The sequence below is a fragment of the Streptomyces sp. CA-106110 genome, from assembly GCF_050936285.1.
Classification (GTDB): domain Bacteria; phylum Actinomycetota; class Actinomycetes; order Streptomycetales; family Streptomycetaceae; genus Streptomyces.
Genome location: NZ_JBNJNB010000001.1, coordinates 757,834 through 774,881, shown reverse-complemented (window position 1 = coordinate 774,881; position 17,048 = coordinate 757,834). Strand labels below are relative to the sequence as shown.

Genomic DNA, 17,048 nt, shown 5'->3' with positions numbered 1-17,048 from the left:
GTTGGTCACGGCGTCGGCGGGCGGCGGGACGGTCGTCGTAGGGCCGATGCGGCCGCCGAGGGCGTCTCACGTCTGCAGGGCATCACGGGTGGTGAGCGGAGCCGGCTCGGTCTTGCAGAGCGTCCGCCTCGTCCTGGAGGGCATCGAGGTCCTCCGCGATGACGCCGGCGGTGGGAATGTCGGGAAGTCTGTCCTCGATGTGGCGCAGGGGGCGGTAGCGCAGCCCGAGAATGCCCCAGCAGGACAGCAGCAGTCCTCCGACCACCATGAGCAGGCCCATGCCGCGGCCCTGTCCCGTACCGTCCATGATCCACTGGAGGAATTGGCTGCCCGCGACCCACGGCCCGAACACGTGGTTGTACAGCAGGGGGGTGAGCAGGAAGCCGAGCGGCATCAGCCCGGTGGCGAGCATCTGGTTGGTCGCCACGACGCGGCCTTGCAGTTCGAGGCCGACCTTCGCCTGCAGGATGGCGAGCCAGTGCGCGTTGAGGATGGCGGTGCAGACCCACCACAGGAAGAGCCCGACGCCCATGAGTACCGGTACGGGCCGCAGCCCGATCAGCGCTGTCGCCAGCCCCATCCCGATGGTCGTGCCGATCATGCCGTCGGCGCGGCGCCGGGTGCCGCCCCAGAACGCCATGCTGAGGCCGCCGACGGCCGCGCCCAGCCCGCCGGCGGCGACCACCAGACCCAGCACCGCTGCACTGCTCGTGGAGAGCACCAGCGGCGCGGTGAGCACGGTCGTGGTGGCGGTGATGTAGTTGACGACGACGAAGAAGACCACCATCGCCACCATCGGCGGGCGGCGCACGCTGAAGCGCCAGCCGCCCGTGATAGCCGAGGCGAAGGTCTCCCGTCGCTTGCGGAACAGCCGGTTCGGGAAGCGCACCAGGAGCAATACGCTCGCGCCCATGAGTACGGCGACCAAGTCGACGTACACCACGCCGTTCAGTCCGGTCAGGGTGATCAGGGCGCCGCCGAGCATCGGTGCGATCAGCGTGCTGATGGCGGTGCCCACTTGGATGATGCCGTTGGCCTGTGCGAGGTAGGGCTTGGGTACCAGCTGGGCGACCGAGGCGAGGTATGCCGGCCGCTGGAAGGCGGCCGTCACCGAGGTGAGTCCGGTGAAGAGGGCGACTTCCCAGATCTGCAGGCTCCCGGTGGCCGCCGCGGCGATCAGCCCGGACAGGGTGATGCCGTAGACCGCGGTACAGCCCAGCAGTACACGGCGTCGGTCGTACCGGTCGGCGATCGCGCCGCCCAGGGGGGCGGCGAAGAACGCGGGCGTCAGCGCCAGCATGGTGATCAGTGAGTAGTAGCCGACCTGGTGGGTGCGTTGGTAGACCCATACGCCCAGGCCGAACGCGGTGAGTGCGGCGCCGGTCATCGAGGCCGTCTGGCCCAGCGCGAGCAGCGCGAACAGGCGCAGGTCCCGCAGATCCCGACGGGCCGGATGCGCCGGTCGGGGGGACGGGCCGGCAGCGTCGGCAGACCGGGTGTCCCTGGACGGCGCGGCGGGGCCGCCGCCGGTCAGTCGGCCGGAGATCAGCTCGGCCAGTTCGACGGCCTGGTGTTTGAGGAAGTAGTGACCGGCTCCGGATATCCGGGCGAGCTCGACCTCGTCGGCGAAGGCGTGCCACTCCTGGTACCGCTCCTCGAAGAGCTCCGTGGTGCGGTCTCGGTCTCCGACGACGCACAGGACCGGGGTCTGCAGCCGCGCGGCGTCGGTCGCCTCGAGCTGCGAGCTGAACCAGTCGATGGCCTGGCGCGCGTCGTGCCGCACGGCGCCGATCATCGCTTCCTGGGTCTCTTCCTCCAGTTGTCCGCCGAGGGCCTGCAGTACTTCGCGGTAGGCGCGGTCGGAGGTCCAGCGGTCGCTGGGGAACCAGCGCTGTACGAGGGAGGAGAGCCGTCCGGGAAGCCTGGCAGTGGGGAACGATGCTCCGAGCACCACCCCGGCCAGTTCGCTGCCCTGGGCCTCCAGCTCCAGTGCCAGGGCGACCGCGGCCGCGGTACCGACGCAGTGCCCGTAGACCAGCACCGGTCCTGACCCGCGCTGCGCAAGCTCGTTGCGGCAGCCGTCCACCATCTCGGGCAGCGTGAGCATGGTCTCGTCCGAGCGTGCGGGGTCGTGCCCGGGCAGCTCCACGGCCAGGATCTCCGCATCGGGGTGACGTGACGTGAGTTCTTTCGCCAGCGGCTGGTACGAGGCCGCAGAGCCGCCTCCATAGGGGACGCAGAGCACCGTCACGCTGGGGGTGGTCCCCTCCGGGGGACCTGCCAGCCGCTGGAGCAGCCCGGAATCGGGTTCGGCGGGCTGGTCCAGGAAGGCCGCCAGTTCACGCACGGTGGGACGGGTGAACAGGTTGATCACCCGTAGGGCCGGGTCGATGGCCCGGGCGGCCCGCAGCGCGCGCAAGGAGTCGCCGCCGAGGGCGAAAAAGTCCTCGTCGATGTCGAACTCCGCGTCGGGGAGTTCAAGGATCTCCTGCCAGACGGTGGCTATGCGGCGCTCGGTGTCGGTCCGGGGGGTTGTCCGGTCCGCACGGTCCTCCGCCTCGGGCTGGGGGAGTGCTGCCCGGTCCACCTTGCCGTTGGGCGTCAGCGGGATGCTCGGCACGCTGACCAGCGCCGACGGCACCATGTGGGTGGGCAGCACGGCACGCAACGCGGCCCGCGCGGCCCGGGTGTCCAGCGGTTCGCCATCCGAGGGTACGAGCCAGGCCACGAGCCGCCGCTGATGGGCTTCGCCGACGGCGAGGACGACGGCCTCGCGCACCTGGGGCAGGGCACGGCAGGCGGCGGCGACTTCGCCGAGTTCCACGCGGTAGCCGCGTACCTTGACTTGGTCGTCGAAGCGGCCGAGGAACTCGATCAGGCCGTCGGCGTCGACGCGAACCCGGTCGCCCGTGCGGTAGCAGCGGCGGGTGCCCTCCAGGGGGTCGGTCACGAAAGCGCGCCGGGTGGAGTCGGCATTGTTGAAGTATCCGCGGGAGACTCCGGGGCCGGCGATCAGCAGTTCGCCCGGCACCGTGGGCGGCAGCAGCCGCCCGGCCGGGTCCACCACATAGCAGACAGCATTGGGGAAGGGGGTGCCCAGCGGTGCGACCGCACCGCCCCGGTCCTCCGGCGCGCCGGCCTGTGTCAGGTCGCATCCCAGGACGGAAACGGTGGTCTCGGTCGGGCCGTAGTGGTTGTGCACCGTCAGGTCGGGTCGGGCCGCGCGGACGCGGTCGAACAGCTGCCACGGGCACGCCTCGCCTGCCAATACCAGGGTGCGGCGCGGCAGCACCGCCGCCAGGTCGCCGTGTGCGGCCAGCAACTCCAGGTGGCTGGGCACCATTTTGACGACGTCCACCGAGTGGGTGGCGAAGTACTCGGCCAGCCGCTCCGGACCGGTGGCCGTCTCGCGCTCCACCAGATGCAGCGTGCCCCCGCTCGCCAGAGCCCCGAAGAGGGACAGATACCCCAGGTCGGCTGCGGCGGTGGACAGCAGTGCGAAGGACTGCCCGTGCCCGGAGATGCGCTCGAGGCCGCCATGCAGATAGTGCACGAGGCTGCGGTGCTCCACCGCGATGCCCTTGGGCGTCCCGGTCGACCCGGACGTGAAGATCACGTAGGCGAGCTGGTCCGGGCTCACCCGTACCGCGGGCCGTGTGGTGGGCAACCCGCTGTCGGCGGCCGTCTCCTCGATGACTGCGACGTGGCCTGCCTGCACCCGGCCCGCCAAGTCCCGCTGCGCCAGCACGATGTCCGCGCCGACCGCCGCCAGGGTCCCCGCCAGCCGGTCGTCCGGGTAGGACGGTTCCAGCGGCACGAACGCCGCCCCGGCTTTGAGGACACCCAGCAGGGCGACTGCCAGGTCCAGGCTTCGGTCGGCCAGCACAGCCACCGGCGCCTCGGTGCGCACTCCGGTGGCAAGCAGCCGGTGGGCGACCCGGTTGGCCCGCCGGTCCAGCTCCGCGTAGGACAGTGTGCCGTCCCATGCGGTCACCGCGACGGAGTCGGGCGTGGTGTCCGCCCTGTCCTCCACCAGGGTCGTCAGAGGGCGCTCCAGTGGGTAGTCGCGCACGGGCCCGCGCAGTACCCCCGCGCTGGGCTCGGCCAGCTGCAGCGCCCCCACCGGCTGGTCCGGGTCGGCCAGCAGACCGTCCAGCATGCGCAGGTACCAGTCGGCGATGCGCTGCGCGCTGTCCGGGGTGAACCGCTCGGCGCGGAACTGCAGGACACCGCTCAGCGCGCCGCCGTCCTCGCGCTCGAAGCAGTGCAGGGCGAGGTCTGTCTTGACGGAGCCGGTGCTGATCTCGGCGTACTCGGCCACCAGGCCCACGAAGAGCCCTGAGATGTCCGGGCGGCGGTAGAGGTTCGCCATGGTGTCGAACAGCGGGCTGACGCCCGTGGTGCGCTGTGGGCGCACCCGCTGCACCACCCGGTCGAAGGGCACGTCGGCATGGCCGAGCGCGTCCAGCACGGTAGTCCGTACCCGCTGCAGCAGCTGCCGCCCGGTGGGATCCCCGGAGAGATCGGAGCGCATCACCACCGTGTTGACGAACAAGCCCACCGCCCGGTCGCTGCCCGGCACGCGGCGTCCGCCGTCCGGCACGCCCACGGTGATGTCGTTGCTGCCGGAGATGCGCGCCAGCAGCGCTTGCCAGACGGCGAGCAGCACCATGAAGGGCGTACCGCCCGACTGGGCGGCCAGTGCCCGCAGCCGTGCGGCCAACTCCGCGGGGAACGCCAGGGGCACGTTGCCGCCGGTGTCGGAGGGCACCGAGCGCTGCGGGTGGTCCGCCGGCAGGTCCAGCGCTCCGGTGGAGCCGCGAAGCCGCTCCTGCCACCAGTCCAGGTGGCGGGACTCCAGCTCGTCGGGCAGCGGTTCGACCGTCGCGGCGTACTGCGGTGGTGCCGGAGGAAGGGGGCCAAGGCCCAGCCGAGCGCTGTACAGAGCGGCCAAATCGGCCACCAGCAGTCCGGTGGACCAGGCGTCGGTGGCGATGTGGTGCACCACCAGCAGCAGCGCGTGGTCCTCCTCGCCCAAGGCGAAGCACACGACCCGCAGCGGGCACTCACGCCCCAGCGCGAAGGGCCGGCGCACGTGCTCACGCACCAGCCGGTCCAGCTCGGCCTCCGGGTCCTGGAACGAGCCGAGCTCCACGGTGTCCAGCGGCACGTCCTCGGCCGGCTTGGTCGCCATGACCGGGTTCGGTCCTGAGGCGTCCACGACGCTGCGCAGCACGTGGTGCCGTTCGGCGACGTGGCGCACCGCCCCCAGCATCGCGTCGCGGTCCAGTGCACCGCGCAGCCGCAGCAGTACCGGAACCAGGTAGGCGGGGCTGTCCGGCTGTAGCTGGGACTCGAACCACATGCGTTGTTGAGCGGCACTGAGCGGCACCGGGCCGTTCTGCTCGGCGGGGCGTCGCGGGCCCGCCGTCCGAGCGGACAGCAGTGCCCGCAGCCGGTCCTGGTCTCTGTCCGAGGAGCGGGTGGCGGGGACGGTCATTCGGTGCCGCCCTCCTCCGCGTCCAGAACGGCGAGGGCACGCCGTTCGACTTCAGCAGCCAGGTCGGCCAGCACAGGGAGTTCGAAGACGGTGTGCACGGCCACTTCGACGCCCAGCGCGTCCCAGATCTCCCTGGCCACCCGGATCGCCGTCAGCGAGGTACCGCCGTGCTCGAAGAAGGAGTCGGAAGCCGCCACGTTCTCCACGCGCAGCAGCCCCTCCCAGGTCTCCGCGAGAAACACCTCCACGACCGTGGCGGGCTCCACCCGCTTCCGTTCCACCGCGGGCTGCGGCGAGGCCTCCTGCCGCGGTGGCACCGACAGTGCGATGGCCAAGCAGGCATAGTCGGGCGCGGAGGTGCCCTCCGTGAGGACCTGGAAGAAGCCGTCCAGGAGTGCCTCGGCAGCGGCTTCGTCAAAGCGCTCCACGTCGTAGGACAGCTGCACTTCGGTGCCGGAGGCGGTTTCGTTGACGAGGAAGGTGACTTCGTAGCGGGCCGCACCGGTGTCCAACTCGCCCAGTGACCGCAGCTCCACCTCACCCGCCGACGCACGGACCGGCGCCCCGGACGGGTGCACCGAGAGCGCCACCGGGGTCAGCGGCACTCCGGCCAGCCGCGCCACACCGGCCGCGTCGGCCGCCTCCGAGAGGGCAGCCGCGGGCAGGTCGGTGTGTGCCAGCATGCGGTTGCGCGCCAGCGCCGCGAGTGCGGCCACCGAGCGGAAGCTCTGTTCGGGCTCCCACCGCACCCGGACCGGGAGGACCGAGATCAGCGGGCCGACCACCCGGTCGAGTTCCACCAGGTCGCGTCGTGCCGCCGGAACCCCGACGACAACGTCGTGGGTGCCGGTCCAGCGGGCGAGCAGCACATCCAGCGCCGCCAGGTACACGGCGAATTCGCTCAGCCCGGTGGTCGTGCCCAACCTGTGCACGGCCTCGGCCGTCTCCGTCGGCAGCGGGCGGACCAGTCGCGCTCCCCGGTACTTCGGGGGGCCGCTGCGAGGGCGGCGGGCCACGTCGTACGGCGGTTGTGCGCCTGTCAGTTCCTCGGTCCAGAACGCCTGGTCGGCACTCGAGGAGGCAGCGAACAGCTTCTCCTCCCAGCGGGCCACGTCACCCAGTTGCACGGCGGGGTCCGCGAGCTGGTGCCCGGCATCGGCAAGGTGCGCGGCGAGCTCGTCCAGGACGATGCCGCCGGACCAGCCGTCGAAGGCCATGTGGTCGACGGCGATCACCAAGGTGGCCGTGTCCTGCGCGGTGCGCAGCAACACGGCGCGCAGCAGCGGTATGTCGTGGTCGGACGCGAAGGTCTGCCGGGCCGCCTGGTCGACCAGCGCACGGATCTCCGTTTCGGTCATCGTCCGTGCGTCGTACTCGGTGAAGGGCACGCGGGCCGGGGCAAGCACCTCGCCCATCGGCCCGTGCTCGCCCTCGCGCACCACGGTGCGCAGCGCCTCGTGCCGGACGACGAGAGCGTCCAGGGCAGCGGTCAGCGCGGCCGAGCTGACAGGGCCGGTGATGCCGATCGCGAACGCCTCGGTGGTGACCCCGGGGAAGCCACTGACCTGGCGTGTCGTCCACAGTTGGCGCTGTATGTCGGTCAGCGGCACCTCTGCGCCCGGGAGCCTGGTCGGCGGCGGTACCGGCGCTACGGCGCCGGCGAGTCGGCGGGCCAGTCCCGCCGCGGTGGGCTCGGCCAGGAAGTCTCCGAGCTGTACGGCGGCACCCAACTCCGCGCGGACGCGTGCGACAACTCGCGCGGCGGCCAGTGAGTGGCCGCCGAGAGCGTCGAAGCGGTCCGTGCTGCCCACTCGGGGAAGACCCAGGACATCCGCGATGATGGCTGCGACCTGTTCCTCAGCGCCGTCGCGCGGTGCCTCATAGGTGTAGTCGCCGTCGGTGCCGTTGGTGAAGGGGATCGCAGGCAGTGCGGCCCGGTCCACCTTGCCGTTCGTGTTCCGTGGCAGTTTCTCCAGCACCAGGATGCGCGCCGGCACCAGGTAGTGGGGCAGTCGCTCGCGCAGATGGTCCCGGAGTTCGGCCTCGCCGGACACGGAGGCGCCACCCGCCGCCGCGGACTCCACGTAGGCGTGCAGTACGCGGGTTCCGTCGGCGTCAGCCGGGGCGATGGCCACGGCGTGCCGCACAGCCGGGTGCGCGGCCAAGGCGGATTCGACCTCACCGAATTCGACCCGGAAGCCGCGCACCTTGACCTGATCGTCGAGGCGGCCGAGGTAGTACAGGAGTCCGTCCTTGCGGTGGACGAGGTCGCCGGTGCGGTAGCGCCGGCCGCCGGGGGAGGCAGGGTCCTCGACGAATCGCTCGGCCGTCAGTTCGGGCGTGCCGAGATAGCCACGGCCGACAAGCGGTCCCGCCACCCACAGCTCGCCCGGCGTCCCGTCGTCCACCACCCGCTGGTCGGTGTCACGCACGGTCAGCTCGCAGTCGGCGACCGCCGTTCCGATGGGCGGATTGCCGATCTCGTCGCGGGCGATGACGTGTGTGGCGCAGAAGACGGTGCACTCGGTCGGCCCGTAGAGGTTGACGACGGTTTCCACACCCGGCTGCGCGTAAAGGCGGTCGACCAGTGGGCGGGTGACCGCCTCGGCGCCGACGTTGACCCGGCGCACGCTGCTGGGCAGCGGCTGTTCCAACAGGGCGGCCAGCGACGAGGGGGGTGCGCTGATCATGGTGACCTCGTCGCGGGCGGGCAGCGTCGGCAGCGCGAGGATGTCGTCCGCCAGGACGACGCAACCTCCGGCGCTCAGAGGTCCGAAGATCTGGTGGACGGACGCGTCGAAGGAGATCGACGCAGTGGCCAGCCCGGCCCGCAGGGGCTCGGGGCCGATGGTCCGGCCCATCCATCTCAGCAGGGCGACCACGGAGGAGTGTTCAATCACCACACCCTTGGGGGTGCCGGTGGAACCGGACGTGAACAGCACGTACGCGACACCGCTGCCCGCCCTGGCCGGAGCCTCTGCACCGTCGTCCGGGTCGTCGATCAGTACGGGCTGTGCGCCGGTCGCGGCGACGGTCGGGGCCAGTTCACGTGTGGTCAGGACCTGTTGGAGCCCCGCCTGTCGGACCATTCCGGTGAGGCGAGGCACCGGCAGATGCGGGTCGAGTGGGACGTAGCCGCAGCCTGTCCGCCACACCGCCAGCAGCCCGGCCACCAGGCGCTCGTCGCGGCCGAGGCACACACCGACCAGGCCCCCGGACGGCTCGGTCAGCCGCTGCGCGAAGCCGGCGGCCAGCCTGTCCAGTTCTCGGTAACTGGTCCGGCGATCACCGACGATGACCGCGGTCGCGTCGGGGACGCGTTCGACCTGAGCGGCGACAAGGTCGTACACACTCGTCATGGGGACTCTTTCTCATAACTCGAAGGGGGCTGCTCATGCGACGGACAGCCCCCGTCCACATGAAGCGGTGCTCCAGTGATTCATCACGCCGCTGAGCTGGGCTGGAACCGCACCATGGACGCGATGTCCCGCGGTATGCCCAGGCGCTTCAGCGGCAGGCAGTGGTGCGCTGAGTGAAGCCCTGGTCCGGATGGGTTCCGGGGGTGCCCAGCGTGTGCTCGGTCGCACCTTGGGTCAGCAACGGGTCTGGGCCGTGGTGTTGACGTGGATGCGGTGACGGGGCAGACGGGTGTCGGCCCCCGTCGGATCGGGGGATGGCCCACCTGCGCGCTCTCGCTACTGCTCCCGGCCCGCCGCTGTCCGAGGACAGCGGCGGGTCTCAGAGCCGCGTGGCCATCAGCGTGTGGAGGTTGGTGTCGGCCAACCACGGTTCCTGCTGGTGGGAGACGGTGAATCCGGCTTCCGCAAGGAGGTTCGAGCAGATGACCAGACGGCCGTCGATGTCCTGCACCTCGACGACGACCGACCGAATACGGTGCCAGTCGTCGTCCGCGATCCCGCGGAGCACATCCAGTTCGGCCCGTTCGACGTCGATCTTGAGGAGCGCCACCCGGTCCACATGGTTGTCCGCGAGAATGTCGGAAATGGTGACGACTTCGACGGTCGCGTATTCCGGGGCATGAATTCCTTCACAGACCTTCGCCGCCTCGTCTTCGTCAAGACCTCGGTTGCGCAGGTAGGCGATGGTCAGTTGATCGTCGATGCGTGGGTCTGCATAGAGCCCGGACTGGCTGGGCGTCAGCGGGTAGTAACCGAAGGTGCGTTGCCCCTTCTGATCGGCAACCGCGTACGGGAACGCCTGCGCCGCACTGCTGTGCCGGGCCAGGTTCTCGACCAGACACCCGAAGACATCCGTGGCCGGCTCGAAGGCGAGCACCCGTACGTCATCGGCCTGTTCGGCGAAGTACATCGCCGAGATACCGATGTTCGCCCCCACATCCAGCACCGTCTCTCCCCGAGCGATGCCTTTTGCCGCCTCCGCGTAGACCCCGGATTCGAAGATCTCCCGCCACAACATGTGCGCGTCGGTTGCCTGAGGACAGCGGACCGTTCGTCCGTCGGGCAGCGGAACATCCATGGCCGTCTTACTCGTCCCGACGGACTCCGCTCCTGCCCGGCCTGGGTTTCCAGGCCGGTGCGGCCCCTCGGGCACCGCCGCGACCGTCTCGGCGCCACTGCTGTCCGCAGCCTGCTTCACCGCTGCGCGCAACGGCGCGGGCGTGGGGTCCTGCCGGGTGACATGCATGCGTTCCCGCAGGAGTTCGCGCAGCAGTGGACGTTCGCCACTCACCTCGCGCGACGGAGCCGGTGTCGGTCGTCCGTCGGTCAGCCGTTCTTCGGCGCGCCGACGCAACAGCGCTCGATCCAGTTTTCCGCTGGTGGTCAATGGAGTCTCGTCCATGATCAAGAACCTCGTCGGCACGTAGGCAGCGGGCAGTCTGTCGGCCAGGTATGAGCGCAACCTGCCGAACAATGGGCTTGACTCTGCATCGGCATTCGCGGGCTGCACCCAGGCGACGAGTTCCACGTCCTCAGCGACCTTGGCCGCAACCACCGCGGCCCCGTTCAGCTCGGTATGCGCGGCGAGGTGGTGCTCGATCTCCTGTGGCTCGATGCGCTGACCTCGGATCTTGACTTGGTCGTCGACGCGTCCCAAGTACTCCAGCTCGCCGTCGACCAACCGCACCCGATCGCCGGTCCGGTACAGCCTTTTCACCGAAGACCCCTCCGGTGCCGCCACGAACGCCTTCGCGGTCAGGTCCGGCCTGTTCAGATAACCCAATGCCAGCGGCACGCCACCGATATGCAGCTCGCCCTCGTGGCCAGGCGGTACCGGCAGCCCGTTTTCGTCCAGCACCGTCAGCACACAGTTGTCGATCGGTCGTCCAATGCAGACGACGTCGATATCCGCCGCTGCAGCCGGACAGCTCCAGTGACTGACGTCGATGGCCGCCTCAGTGGGACCGTAAAGGTTGTGCAGAGCAGCGGTCAGGGTGCTGACGAAGTCTCTGGCCACCTCCACCGGGAGCTGTTCGCCGCTGCAGAACACGTGCCGCAGCGACGTGCACCGCGCGGCGTCCGGCCACCGGAGAAACTCACGCAGCATGGAGGGCACGAAATGGCAGACCGTGATCTGCTGCTCCACGACGGCCCGCGTCACCAGCACCGGATCGCGATGTTCCTCCGGGGAAAGCAGGACACAGGTGGCCCCGGAGATCAACGGCAGCCACAGTTCCCAGCCGGACACATCGAAAGTCACGGGCGTCTTCTGCAGGATGCGGTCCGTGGAACTGATCCGGTAGGCGTCCCGCATCCACAACAGGCGGTTGACCAAAGCTGCGTTCGGTACCACGACACCCTTGGGCGCCCCCGTTGAACCTGAGGTGAACAACACGTATGCGGGCTGTTCGGCGGCGGCCTCGAGCAGCGGTTCGGGTTCGCCCTCGACTGCTCCGGCAGCAAGCGAGGAGATCTCGATCGTGTGCAATCCCTGCGCGGTCATCATGGACTCGGTGGCGGCGGTCACCAGTGCCGTTGTGCTACCGGCGACTTCGAGCACCTGACGCACCCGGGCGGGCGGATCCTGCGCCTCGACGGGCAGATACGGCAGTCCTGCCTTGAGTACTCCCAGCAACGCGACCAGCAACTCGGTGCTCCGGGGCACCGCCACCACGACGGGCAGACCAGGCGTCGCGGAGTCTTGCAATGCCCGGGCGACCGCGTCGGACCGTACCTCCAGTTGCCGGTATGTCATCGTCCGCGCCCCGGCCTGGGCGGCGACGGCCGTCGGGTTCAGCCGCGACACCGCCCTGACCAGCCCTGGAACGCCATGAACAGTTTCGCTGTCTACCTGGCGGCCAACCAGCTCACCGCGAGTGACAGCCTCTTCTTGCCGCACGGAAACCCCACTTGTACGCACCGAGTTGCCACGCGAACGTACGTACGCGATTGCCGGATGGGCAACGCTCCTTGATGACGTCCTAACTCAGCGTCTCGTCAGGGGGCAGCCGTAGTTCCGGTTTCATGCTTTAAGTCCGGTTTGCTGTGTGGGGGTTGCATCGACTCGCCAAGCGGGTTCGGGGCATGATGATCTTCCGGTTCTCTACCGGGGTTATGCGCAGGGCGCCGGCCTGAGGGCTCTGCCGAGGAAGGTGCGCATCGGGCTGACCGGCTGCGAGCATGAGGACGACGGGGCGGTGTGCGCGGGCGCCACCGAGTGGGGTGCAGGTGAAGAACCTCACCTGGTATCGGGTCACAGTGGGCATAAAGTGACAATCCGGTCTACAGGTAAGGGTTCAGTATGGAAGAAACTAGCCCAATACAGATGGGGTAGCAGACCAGAGTCCCGCCCCCGTTCGACTCCGGATGATCTGATGTGCTCTTTCGCAGTCTCCACACGCCGCCCGTCGGAATCGCTGTCCGCCACCAATGTCGCGATCGAGAATGAACGGCTCCAAGCGGAAAAGGAGCAGCTGAAGCAGGCGGTAACCTCGCACGCCATCGTCGACCAGGCCATAGGCGCCCTGGTTGTTCTCGGACAGGTTCCACCCGAAGAGGCATTTGAAGCCCTGCGGGATGTCTCGCAGCGCACCAATACAAAGCTGCGCGTTGTTGCCGAAGAGGTGTTGCAGTTTGCGCTAGGGGGCACTTTGCCGGACCCCCAACTCACCGAACTACGGCGAGCGCTGGCGCGTTAGCCTCGATCTTTCGTGACGGTCCGTCGGTTCATCTGGTGGGCCGTTTCGGCTTGTTGCGCATGTATCGGGCAGGCTGAGTACCCGGCTGTCGCGTCGGGTGGGCGCCGGGTTCCACGGCTCCGGTCGGAGTGGTGCTGCTCGTAGGGACGGGAACGCGCTGGTCAGCCGGGGTTCGGGAGAGCTTCGAGCCGTGCCAGGGCATCAATGATCGCGTCGGTCCAGGGCCAGTGGCGTGCGAATCTCAGGTGCCGGCGGCGGGCGGTCGTGACGATCTGGCCGGCGGCGGAGAACAGGCGGAGCCGGAGACGGCGGGGCTCCCATGTGCGGGTCTTGCCGGTCAGCGCGAGCATGGGCATCCAGGCCAGCAGGTCAAGGGCGACCTGGACGATCTCCAGCCAGATCTGGTTCTGCGCGGTGTCGTGCAGGGGCAGGTTGCGCAGGCCGGTAGCCCGGGCCGCGCGTATGCGGTCCTCGGCGCGTGCCCGCTGGCGGTGCCGCAGTTCGAGTGCGGCGATCGGGACGCCGGTGGTGTTCGTGGCGAACGCGGTGAGCCGCAGGCCGTCGGCGTCGGTGAAGCGCAACTGCGCGCCGGGATGCGGCCGTTCCTTGCGGACGATTAGCCGCATTCCCTTCGGCCAGCCCTTGAGGACATCGCCGTCGAGTTCGGCCACCCAGGCGCCGTCGCGGATCTCGCCACCCGGCTCGACGGCCACCGTCCATGCGGCGGGCGGGACTTTGAGGACGGCCTGGTGGATGGCGTCGGTGATGGTCATGCCGACCGAATACGACAGCCACCTTCCCCGCTGGGCGAGCCAGGCTGTGAACTCGTGCGTTCCGCCTCCGGAGTCGGTACGAATCAGCGTCTGGCGTCCGCGTCGGTACTTCTTCGGCAGTTGAGCCAGGGCGAGTTGGGCCGTGGTGATGTGGTCGGCGGCGGTGTTGCTGCCTGCGTTGCCCGGCCTGAGCAGGCCGGCCACCGGTTCCCCGCTGCCACCGCTTCCGTGATCGACGAACCCCATCAGCGGGTGGTGTCCGAAGGTCTTCTTCCAGGTCGCGGTGGCGTCCTGCTTCTCGGAATGGGCCAGCACGAGCACCCCGTCCAGGTCGACGATCACCTGTCCTCCGGCGTCCGGGGCCGCATGCTTGGCCACGTTCCAGACGTGCTTGCGCTTCGGCCCGTGCGGCCCGTATCGCGTGAATGGCCTTCGGTCCGGCCGCGGCGAGGGTGTCGATCAGGCGGGAGACCGTCGGGTCGGAAGCCACCGGCCCGTACACGGCCGGCTCGGCCCGCAGCATCCCGACATCCGCCAGACAGTCCCCGCCCAGCGCGACCGCGAGCGCCACATCCAGCAGGACCTTGCCCGGATCATGTACCGCGCGCAGCTTGTGCCACGGCGCCAATGCCGCCGATATCGCCCTGTCCAGGCCGGTCTTGCGGATTGTCTCCACCAGCAGCACACCGCCGGCCTGGGAGACCACCCCGCGACCATCGCCTTCGGTACGGACACGCGGGTAGGACCCGATACGCTTCTTCACCTGGAGAGTGCTTCTTTCATGTGACGACCTGGACCCTAGACAAGTCCCATCGTTGCAGGTCAGGAGCACTCTTCGCGTTTCTGATCACCCACCGGACGCACTGCCTCATGAAAGCGCGAGGTTAGTGAGGCGAGTGCGTTCGTGCAAGGGGAGGGCCCCCGCCGCCCGAAGGCCACGGGGGTCAGTGGGCGACGGATTCGACGACGTGCGAGGCGACGACTCGCACCGCGCCGGCCGTACGCCACCGCCAACTCTTGACCTCCTCGACTGGAGTCGGCGTAGCCGCCGCCGGCGCGCACGGCGCCGCCGGTAGCAGTCGCTGCACGTGGAGATCTGGAAGTTCGAGACGCCGACGGCGCGGGCATGCCCGTCGGCGGGGATCTTCTCCAGCGCCTTGTAGGTCTCCACGTACAGGTCCCAGGCCGTGGTGGGCCAGTGGATGAGGTAAAGGTCGACCGCCGCTGGTCGGGCGGCGGAGAGGCAGGCGAGGGCCTCGGCTCAAGCCGGGCGGGCCGCCTCATTACGGCCGTCATCCGGCTCCGCATCCGCCGGGCGAACCGTTTCTTCCACTTTCTGCCGCGGCCACTTCTTCGCCACAGCCATCGCAGCAGCCGCACGAGCCAACTGCGCTTGCACTTGGTCGAACGCTCGAGACCGTGACCGCTTTCGTCGGTGACTTCCGCTCATACTCGCACAACGCGCCACCGCGCTGCCCGTAACCGCAATTCCGCCAAATGGAGCAAGCGGATGTACCGACGCCAGTGAGTTCGCCCCTGTGTCCCTTGCGCCAAGCCTGCACGCGAGCGCGCCTACCGCCGCCGCCGCGCGGAGAGCCGGGTTGCCTGACGAAGGGCCCCGGCCGGTGAGCCGGGCGGGGCCCCTTCGTCCTGCCGGGTCCCAACTGCCCGCCGCGCCAAAGAGGAAAGGGGCCCCCGGCTGCGGCGGCCGGCGGTCCCGGGTCCCTCCGCGGTCGGGCCCGCGCCGGCCCAGGCTCAGCTGAGCCTGGGCCGGCGCGGGTGTCCCCGTTACTTGATCCCCGTCGTCGCGATGCCCTGGACGATCTGCCGCTGGAAGACCAGGAAGACCGCGACGAGCGGCAGGAAGCCCAGGACAGAGGAGGCCATGACCTCGGCGTACTGGATGTTGCTGTTGTTGACCAAGGAGGCCAGGCCGACGGGGATGGTCTGGGACTTGGTCTGGTTGAGGACGAGCAGGGGCCACAGGAAGGAGTTCCAGGAGGTGATGAAGGTGAGGATGGCGACCGTGGACAGGGCCGGCCGGCAGATGGGCATGCAGACCGTTGCGTAGACCCTCCACCAACTCGCCCCGTCGATGCGGGCGGCCTCGATCAACGGCATGGGGATGCCGCGGAAGAACGCCTGGAAGACGAAGACGGACACCGGTGCGGCGACCGAGGGCAGGATCAAGGCCCAGAAGGTGCCCAACAGGTGGAGCGATCGGTACTCGATGAACTGCGGCAGCACCAGGGCCTCGGTCGGCAGCATCAGCCCCGCCGCGATCAGGCTCATCACCACGGTCCGGCCGCGGTAGCGGAGGAACGCCAGCGCGAAGCCCGCCATCGAGCAGAAGGTCACCGTGAAGACCACGGCGAGGGTCGAGATGACCAGGCTGTTGAGGTACCAGGTGCCGATCGGGTAGTTGTCCCACGCGTAGGAGTACGCGTGCAGGGACCAGCCGCCGGCGAACGGCGAGGTCGGATCCTGTGTGATCGATCCGTCGGAGCGAAGCGAGGTGATCAGTGCCCAGGCGAAGGGCACCAGCCAGATCAGGGCGAACAGGGTCAGGCACACGCCGCAGAGCCGGTTGAAGAGTTTCGCGCCGTCGACCGCGGGCGCGGCCGTCGTCGCGGCGGGCCGCGGCTGGGTGATGGTGGTCATGGTGTCCTCCATTCAGGCCGCGGTGCTGGTCGCGCGCCGGCGCCGCAGCCCGTACCAGGCCGCCGAGATCGCGACGATGATGACGAAATAGACCATGGTGGCGGCAGCGCCGTAGCCGCCCCGGTAGGAGGTGAAGCCGGTGTCGTAGATGTATTCGATGACCGGCCGGGTGGACTGATTGGGTCCGCCGCTCAGAAGCAGGTAGATCTGGTCGAAGACCTTGAGCGAGGCGAGGATCTGGAGGATCACCACCAGGCTTGTGGTCCGGCCGAGCAGCGGCACCGTGATGAAGCGGATCTGCTGCCAGGGGCTCGCCCCGTCGATTGCCGCCGCCTCGTAGACGTCCGGTGGGACGTCTTGGATCGCCGCGGTGTAGAGAACGAAGTTGAAGCCGAAGGTCCACCACAGGGTCATCAGCGTCACGGCGGTCCAGCCGCCCGAGGTGCTGCCGATGAAGTCGGGCACCGGCAGTCCGACGGCGCCGAAGAGCTTGGGGAGCAACCCGATCTGCGGGGTGTACATCCACAGGAAGATCAGCGCGACCACGGAGGACGGCACGACGTACGGTGCGAAGAAGGCCAGGCGGTAGAAGACCCGGCCGCGCGGCATACGGGCGGCGAGGATGGCGAAGACCAGCGCGAGGACGACCAGCGGCGGTGTGGTGAACAAGGTGAAGAGCACCGAGTGCCACATGGCGTTCCAGAACAGCGGGTCGCCGACCACATCGGAGTAGTTCGACAGGCCCACCCAGTCGCCCAGCCCGTTCTTGACGGTGGTGGTGTTGAAGAAGCTCAGCACCACACCCACAAGCAGCGGGCCGACCAGGAACACCAGGTAGATCACGAGGAAGGGCGCGCTGAGCAGCACACCGGCCCTTCGTTCGGAGCGGGGCGGCCGGTCGAGCGGCAGGGGCTTCGCGAGCGCCGTGGGTGCCGGTCGCGTCGAGACGAGGGTCGTCATGGTGGCTGCCTCCTACTTCATCGTGACCGGCGGTCGG

General features: G+C 69.3%; 6 protein-coding genes and 2 pseudogenes. 1 reads left to right on the top strand and 7 read right to left on the bottom strand.

The features are described from left to right. Nucleotides 1-82: 82 nt before the first annotated feature. The 3 genes from ACQEXA_RS03765 to ACQEXA_RS03755 form a co-directional block, all read right to left on the bottom strand. The gene (locus ACQEXA_RS03765) at nucleotides 83-5,500 is read right to left on the bottom strand and encodes a non-ribosomal peptide synthetase/MFS transporter (protein WP_433128672.1); all 5,418 of its coding nucleotides are present in this window, start codon (nucleotides 5,498-5,500) and stop codon (nucleotides 83-85) included. After that, the gene (locus tag ACQEXA_RS03760; protein WP_433128670.1) at nucleotides 5,497-8,859 is read right to left on the bottom strand and encodes an amino acid adenylation domain-containing protein; all 3,363 of its coding nucleotides are present in this window, start codon (nucleotides 8,857-8,859) and stop codon (nucleotides 5,497-5,499) included. Before ACQEXA_RS03760 ends, ACQEXA_RS03765 begins: the two co-directional genes overlap by 4 nt. 379 nt (nucleotides 8,860-9,238) lie before the next feature. Continuing rightward, nucleotides 9,239-11,818, bottom strand: coding sequence for an amino acid adenylation domain-containing protein (locus ACQEXA_RS03755; RefSeq protein ID WP_432937295.1), 2,580 nt, complete (start codon nucleotides 11,816-11,818; stop codon nucleotides 9,239-9,241). A 475-nt stretch (nucleotides 11,819-12,293) separates the two neighbouring features. Here ACQEXA_RS03755 and ACQEXA_RS03750 point away from each other — a divergent pair, with 475 nt between their 5' ends. Then, nucleotides 12,294-12,617 carry an ANTAR domain-containing protein gene (locus tag ACQEXA_RS03750; protein ID WP_432937298.1) on the top strand — a complete coding sequence of 108 codons (324 nt, stop codon included), beginning with the start codon at nucleotides 12,294-12,296 and terminating at the stop codon, nucleotides 12,615-12,617. A 161-nt stretch (nucleotides 12,618-12,778) separates the two neighbouring features. Here the strand turns inward: ACQEXA_RS03750 and ACQEXA_RS03745 are convergent. The 4 genes and pseudogenes from ACQEXA_RS03745 to ACQEXA_RS03730 form a co-directional block, all read right to left on the bottom strand. After that, nucleotides 12,779-14,153 (bottom strand): annotated as a pseudogene (locus ACQEXA_RS03745) (IS1380 family transposase). Nucleotides 14,154-14,439: 286 nt separating this feature from the next. Then, nucleotides 14,440-14,609, bottom strand: a pseudogene (locus ACQEXA_RS03740) (aldo/keto reductase); the annotation flags it as partial. A gap of 569 nt (nucleotides 14,610-15,178) precedes the next feature. Next, nucleotides 15,179-16,051, bottom strand: a complete 873-nt coding sequence (locus ACQEXA_RS03735) for a carbohydrate ABC transporter permease (protein WP_359407344.1) — start codon at nucleotides 16,049-16,051, stop codon at nucleotides 15,179-15,181. Between the two features lie 12 nt (nucleotides 16,052-16,063). Continuing rightward, nucleotides 16,064-17,011: a carbohydrate ABC transporter permease gene (locus tag ACQEXA_RS03730; protein WP_359407341.1), complete on the bottom strand. Its 948-nt coding sequence runs from the start codon at nucleotides 17,009-17,011 to the stop codon at nucleotides 16,064-16,066. Nucleotides 17,012-17,048 lie beyond the last annotated feature (37 nt).

What these genes read in the sequence shown, in the direction of transcription:
- ACQEXA_RS03765 (WP_433128672.1), bottom strand. Translation starts at nt 5,500, where the DNA reads ATGACCGTCCCCGCCACCCGCTCCTCGGACAGAGACCAGGACCGGCTG.
- ACQEXA_RS03730 (WP_359407341.1), bottom strand. Translation starts at nt 17,011, where the DNA reads ATGACGACCCTCGTCTCGACGCGACCGGCACCCACGGCGCTCGCGAAG.
- ACQEXA_RS03735 (WP_359407344.1), bottom strand. Translation starts at nt 16,051, where the DNA reads ATGACCACCATCACCCAGCCGCGGCCCGCCGCGACGACGGCCGCGCCC.
- ACQEXA_RS03750 (WP_432937298.1), top strand. Translation starts at nt 12,294, where the DNA reads ATGTGCTCTTTCGCAGTCTCCACACGCCGCCCGTCGGAATCGCTGTCC.
- ACQEXA_RS03760 (WP_433128670.1), bottom strand. Translation starts at nt 8,859, where the DNA reads ATGACGAGTGTGTACGACCTTGTCGCCGCTCAGGTCGAACGCGTCCCC.